General features: G+C 59.1%; 6 protein-coding genes. 3 read left to right on the top strand and 3 right to left on the bottom strand.

Translation table 11 applies throughout. The features are described 5' to 3' along the window. Positions 1–146: 146 nt before the first annotated feature. Positions 147–1,040, top strand: coding sequence for an RtcB family protein (locus tag CDA63_RS19790; RefSeq protein ID WP_126546982.1), 894 nt, complete (start codon positions 147–149; stop codon positions 1,038–1,040). Between the two features lie 151 nt (positions 1,041–1,191). Here CDA63_RS19790 and CDA63_RS19785 read toward each other — a convergent pair whose 3' ends face one another. Then, positions 1,192–1,800, bottom strand: coding sequence for a hypothetical protein (locus CDA63_RS19785; protein ID WP_088466183.1), 609 nt, complete (start codon positions 1,798–1,800; stop codon positions 1,192–1,194). Positions 1,801–2,073: 273 nt separating this feature from the next. On the opposite strand from CDA63_RS19785, the gene CDA63_RS19780 reads away from it, so the two are divergent. Together CDA63_RS19780 and CDA63_RS19775 are read left to right on the top strand one after the other, a co-directional pair. After that, positions 2,074–3,135, top strand: coding sequence for an IS110 family RNA-guided transposase (locus CDA63_RS19780; protein ID WP_088466182.1), 1,062 nt, complete (start codon positions 2,074–2,076; stop codon positions 3,133–3,135). Between the two features lie 190 nt (positions 3,136–3,325). Continuing rightward, positions 3,326–3,988, top strand: a complete 663-nt coding sequence (locus CDA63_RS19775; protein ID WP_088466181.1) for a hypothetical protein — start codon at positions 3,326–3,328, stop codon at positions 3,986–3,988. Between the two features lie 67 nt (positions 3,989–4,055). Here the strand turns inward: CDA63_RS19775 and CDA63_RS19770 are convergent, their stop codons facing one another. Both CDA63_RS19770 and CDA63_RS19765 read right to left on the bottom strand, forming a co-directional pair. Next, positions 4,056–4,430, bottom strand: a complete 375-nt coding sequence (locus tag CDA63_RS19770; RefSeq protein WP_126546981.1) for a hypothetical protein — start codon at positions 4,428–4,430, stop codon at positions 4,056–4,058. Between the two features lie 113 nt (positions 4,431–4,543). Beyond that, complete coding sequence (locus tag CDA63_RS19765; RefSeq protein WP_088466179.1) at positions 4,544–5,041, bottom strand: hypothetical protein; 498 nt, start codon at positions 5,039–5,041, stop codon at positions 4,544–4,546. Positions 5,042–5,742 lie beyond the last annotated feature (701 nt).

The raw sequence follows: 5,742 nt of genomic DNA, 5'->3' as shown, positions 1-5,742 counted from the left end.
GTATTTACGCCGTTTGTCGGGCGACGTCCCGCTTGATTTTGTTGCCATAACAGAAGAAATATACGTCCTTCTTCTGTCCGTCTTGCCTAGACCACCTCATCTTTCCCGATATCCACTACTGCTCCGAGCGCTCCATCCCCGTGGGGGTGGCGTTTGAAACCACCGACGTCTTTTATCCTCTGGTGACAGGCAAGGACATGGGCTGCGGAGTAGCCTACCTGCGTATTTCCCGGCAGGACGTGTTGCGACCCTTTGACAAGGTCCAGCACTACCGGGCCCTGGAACGGGAGGTTCACGCCATGACCGACGAAGGCCTGGGTGGGGGGAATCACTTCCTCTCGCTGGAAGCCTCTGAGAAGTACCTCTATGTGCTCGTGCACACGGGCAGCCGCAACCTGGGCATCTACATGTACCAGCAAAACTGCGCCCTCTTGCAACAACACAGCCCCGGTCAGGACTGGCTGCCCCTGGAGTTGGCCACGCCGGACTACGTCCGGGAGTATGAACGGGTGCTGACCTATGCGGCAAGCCGCCGACAGCAGTTCCTGGCCAAAACCTATGACTTTCTGCTGCGCAATAAGTATGTGCAGGCGGGCACCTCTGTGGTGGCCGACAGCTGCCACAACCTGCTCGAATTCCAACCCGCCCGGGTGATTCACCGCAAGGGCAGTACGCAGCTGGTGGGCGATAGCGAAGTCGTGATTCCGCTCTCTATGAGCCGGGGCTCACTTATTGTCAAGCCCAACCGCTGGGACGCCTCGCTGGAGCAAGCACTCTGGAGCTGCTCCCACGGGGCCGGCCGGGTGTTGAGCCGCACGGATACGCTCAAGCACTGGCACTCGCTCAAAAAAGCGGAGAAGGATGCTTACCGCCAGCACTTCTCGGAGTTGCTCAACCGGCAGGGAGACTTTGAGAGCAGCATTCTGCAGGAGTTCGACTTTGCCTACAAAGACGCCACCGCATTGCTGGCCACCCAGCCCTTCCTCATCCGCTGTGATCAGACCCAGCCCCTGGTGACGGTGAAATTCACCGGGGTTTAGCCGCGGCGCACCAGCAGCAAATACGGCGTTGTGTTTGCTGCTGGTTCGCTAAGTGGCCTGATAGTAGATTTGAATCACCGTTTCAATAAACACTTGGGCCGGGACGGGTATCGCACCCCATGCGCAGGAGTAAGCAGAAAATCGTCGGCCCTCAGTCCCACACAATAGCCGGGGTGGTTTGCGTGAGTTGCTGGGCATCGACGGTCCGCACCCGCACCTGGAACTGCTGGCGGGCGTTGTCCGCCGGCTTGGGGCTAATGCGCAGGACAATGGGCTCGAATCGCCGGTCTAAGTACCACTTTTTGGTGTTGAGCGAATCGGCGAGTTGGGCCAAGGGAAAATCCGGGCCGTTGCGGCCGATGGTGCAGCGCACAAAAGCGTTGAGCGGCTGGCCCGCGGCTTGCCCGTTGAACAGCCCGGTACTGGTCAGCCCCACCGCGGCCACGGCCGTTTTCAGGCCCTTCTGGCCTTCTTCTGCGCACTGAAACGCCTGGGCCGACCCCGTGAACGGGGCGCCAATAGCACCTCGGGCGACGTAGTCGAGGCGGAACTGCAGCGTGAGCCGCACTTCGTTGGCGGAAGTGCGGGCGCCGCTGGTTAACGGGGTGCCCGCGGCGTCGGCCAATTCGAGGAACAACTCCTTCAGATACGCATACTCGCGCGTGGCTTGTAGGCAGCAGGCGACGGGCAGCACCCCCAAAAACACGAGGAGCAATAGCGAGCGGAATAGTACGGCTTTCATGGCAATGAATACGGGCATAATGAATGGTGCCTAAAATACGCTCCTTGTATGATTGCACTGCCTTACTTTAGAAGGTAGCCAGAAAAGAAAACGGGGACACGCAACGCTCCTAACGGCGGCCCCTCGGGGCTGACCATGTGTTGAAGAGTCCGTGCCCCGTTTTCCGTTTTTGCCCGAAGACTGCACAGCATGGAGGGAGCTTGGCTTGCGCCCGGCATCCCGTATTTGTACAAGGAAAGTTGCGGTAAAAACCTGCCTGGTTGAATGTTTAACCCCTTTTCCCACTTGGTTATGCCCACTGCTCGTTCCGTCAGCGCCCCCCTCAAATACGTGGTGGGGATTGATATCGCCAAAGACACCTTTGTGGCCTGTTTTGGCCGCATCGAGACCAGCCAGCACTTGCGCTTCGGCAAAGAAACCACCTTTGCCAACACGGCGGCCGGCTTCGCGGCGCTGCTGGCCTGGACGGCCAAGCAGCAGCCAACAGCGGCTCCTGGCTGGTTTGTGGTCGAGGCGACGGGGGTGTACTACGAAGAGCTGGCCTATTTCCTGGCTGATAACGCCCAAGCCCTGAGTGTCTTGCTGCCCAATAAAGTCAAACATTTTGCCCAGAGCACCGAACAAAAAAGTAAAACCGACCAACTCGACGCCCGCCTGCTCTGCCGCTTGGGCCTGGAGCGCGCCTTGCCCGCCTGGCAACCGCCCACGCCCGCCCTGCGCCAGCTGCGCGCCCTCTCCCGCGAACGGCAGAGCCTGACCCAGCAGGCCGCCCGGCTCAAAACCCAGCGCCACGCCTACCACCATAGCTATCAGCCCGATGCGCGCACCCTGGACCGGTTGACGACCCGCCTGCACCTGCTGAACCAGCAATTGAACGCCGTGGACCAGGACCTGGCCGCGCTGCTGGCGGCCGAGCCGGAACTGGCCCGCAAGCTGGCCCATCTCACCAGCGTGCCGGGCGTTGGCCGGACGACGGCCATCGCCGTCGTCGCCGAAACCACCGGCTTCGCGTTGATCGAAAACGAGCGGCAATTGGCCTCTTACGCCGGGCTGGACGTGGTGCAGCGCCAAAGCGGCCTCTCGGCCGGGGCCACGCGCATTTCCCGCCGCGGCAACGTGCGTTTGCGCACCGCCCTGTATTTGCCCGCCGTCAGTAGTTTACGTTCCAACCCGCAGCAAATCGGCTTTTATGCCCGGCTACGGGCGCGCCAGGCCAGCGGCAAGCCCGGCGTCGTGGCCGTCATGCGCAAGCTGCTGCTGCTCTGCTACTCGTTATGGAAGAACGACTGCGCCTATGACCCGCACTACCACCCGGCCCGGTGCCTGGAAAAAGAAGTAGCCCCGACCCGTTGAGGGGCCGAGGCTACGCAGGATGGACCCGAAGGCCCTCCTTAAAGGCGACCAAAGGTAAAAAATTTGCCCCATCCCTTGCTTTATATCACAGCATCTTCAACTGAACAGGCCGCGTTCACCGACCCACCGTTTCACTGAACGGAACGCTCTTTACTTTTAGCACCCTTATACCGTTTACTCCCTGTCGCCCATGGACGAGCCGAATCGCTGTTATTTCCCCTTGGTCCTTCCTTCGGACCCGAAGGTCATTGGGGTACGCAATGGCATTATGCAGGTCGAGATTTGCGACGACGCCTTTCTCACCACGCTACGGGCGACCGACCCCCAAAGCGATGCGGTGCCGGCCGGACGCATCCGGTGCTTGCGAGTGCTGCGCGGGGCCAAAATGACCGATTTTCTTTCCTTCGGGCCCCATCTGTGGAAGTGCCCTTTTTTGCTGCATGAACGGACACAAGCCCTCCTCGCGCCGTTCAACACCCGCTTTACACACACCTTCCCCGTGGAGGTGCCAGGCGGGGCACCGGGCGTAAACGACTATGCGCTGGTGCGGGTGCCGTTGCTGGGCGCGGGCTTTATTGATTTTTCCCGCTCGACCTATTGCACCGGCAATGACCTGTTGAACAACAAGCAGCAGCTCCGCTTCGCCACCCCGCAGGAGTTCCTCCACTCCCAGGAATGGTTCAAGTGGCCGGAGCACTTGGTACTGACTCCCGCGTTTGATAGGCACCTGGATTTGTTTAATCTACAAGGGGCCGGCCTTTACGTGTCGGAGCGCGTAAAGCAGGCGCTGGAGCAAGCACAGACCACCGGGGTTAAATTCTCGGGTATGCAGTTACCTATCATAACCTGTTAAGGCTCGTTTATCTTCGGACCGTTTGAATGAACGCCATGTGCCTGCGTGGGGCTTGGGTACTTGGCTGTCACCACTGACCTGTTTTGGAAAAGTGCAGGTACCGCTGCAGCAGGGTGTGAGCCTCTTGGGCCGTGAACGTGGGCACCGCGAACCCGCGCGCGGCCGCGTGTTGGAGCAAGCGCTCGTCTCGAAGACGGTACCTGGGCCGGTGGAGGTAGTACCCCACGTAGCTGGGCCAAACCCATTCGCCGTCGGAGTGGATAGAAAACGAACCGATTTCGGTTCCTTCCTCGTCCACTAACCGGTCCATGAACTCGACCAGGGGCGGGCACTGCTCCAAATAGGCGAGTAGTGCCGGCTTCTGCGGGCACTGGTCGGCGGACGCGTCGAACACCTCGTGCACGTCCTGCACACCGGGAATAAACCAGTGAAAGGCTGTCAAAAACCCGATGCCATTCATTTCAACCGCCTGTCTGAAGTGTGATGGTTTCTTGTCCCAAGATTACGCTCTTTACTTTGAATAGGGCGTGTCTAAGCCACGACCGTTTGCGTGAACTAGCCGTTGCTGTGGTTTAAGTCTGGTTCGTGTGCTTTCCAGGCGTGTTGGTACAGTTGCGCGGTTAACATAGCACGTTGTTCCGCCTCGTTACTTTCGGTCAGCCGGGCCTTAAAGGCTTGTAGTTCCGACAACGGCAACGGGAGGTGGGACCGCAGGTTCGCCAACGTGAGTCCCGCAGCCAAGAGGTTCTCCGCTTGCTGTACTGCCTGCTTGCGCAGAGCATCTTGAAGGGGAAGTTCGGGGAGTTCCTTCCAGGAGATAGTGCGTATCCGTTGCGTGCTCTTGCAGACCAGAAAACCAGGTGCGCCCCCGAGCAGGAGGGGTTCGACTGCCAACTGACCAGGACGAAGGCCAAAGACGTGGTCAAAGTACCATCCTTCTTCGTGTTCAACCGGCTTGCCGACCACCCAGTGGTAAGCGGCGGGCAAAGACGAATCCTGGTTTTGCTGGGCGACAAAACCTGTCGCGATGGCAATGGCTTGCTCCTTGGTCACGCTACGAGTATCGTTATTTTCCTAAACATACCCTCGTTTTTTCAAATAGAGAGCGTTTACCTTGCCACCGTTTGGGTAGACTGCGTATATTCAGAAACTTAAATGAAAAAGTCGGTGTGCAACCTATCGCTTGCGTGGCCGGTCATCAAGCGGAACTCATTCCCTACTTCTCCATGAACTCGAAACCTACTCGCTTTGCTGTTTGGCTGTTCGGCAGTCTGTGTTCTTTGGCAACCGTGGGCTGTACCGGCGAACAAGAGGACCCGGCACCAGAGTTGGTGGGGGTACGCTACGCTCAAACTCAATGTGCCGACCGCTGGGGCCAAGCCGCAAGCACACAACAACTCCTAGCCGCAGCCCAGGGCTACCTAGCTCAACAGAACCTCACGCTGCACCAGCCACGAGCCAGCATCAAAGACGCTGGCGCTGTTTGCACCGCCTGTACTTGTCCCACAGGCCTAGTGCTGGAGGGTACGGTGCAACCAGCCGACTTACCAGCCGTGCTCGCCTTGGGCTTTACCAAGCAGTAGCCACCTTGTCTCTCACCCGTTCCTATTGCCATTCCCGGGCAGTACCCGCATTTGCTTGTGGCTGCGAAAATGCTCGTTTGTGTTTGACTTGTAGCCGCTGTCTAATTCACGGTGGCGGTGTGGCCGAAGTGCTCTTGCAGCACCTGGTTGATTTTGTCGCGGGTGAGAGGC

The sequence above is a fragment of the Hymenobacter amundsenii genome, assembly GCF_002204745.1.
Lineage (GTDB): Bacteria > Bacteroidota > Bacteroidia > Cytophagales > Hymenobacteraceae > Hymenobacter > Hymenobacter amundsenii.
This window is presented reverse-complemented; position numbering and strand designations above follow the sequence as displayed.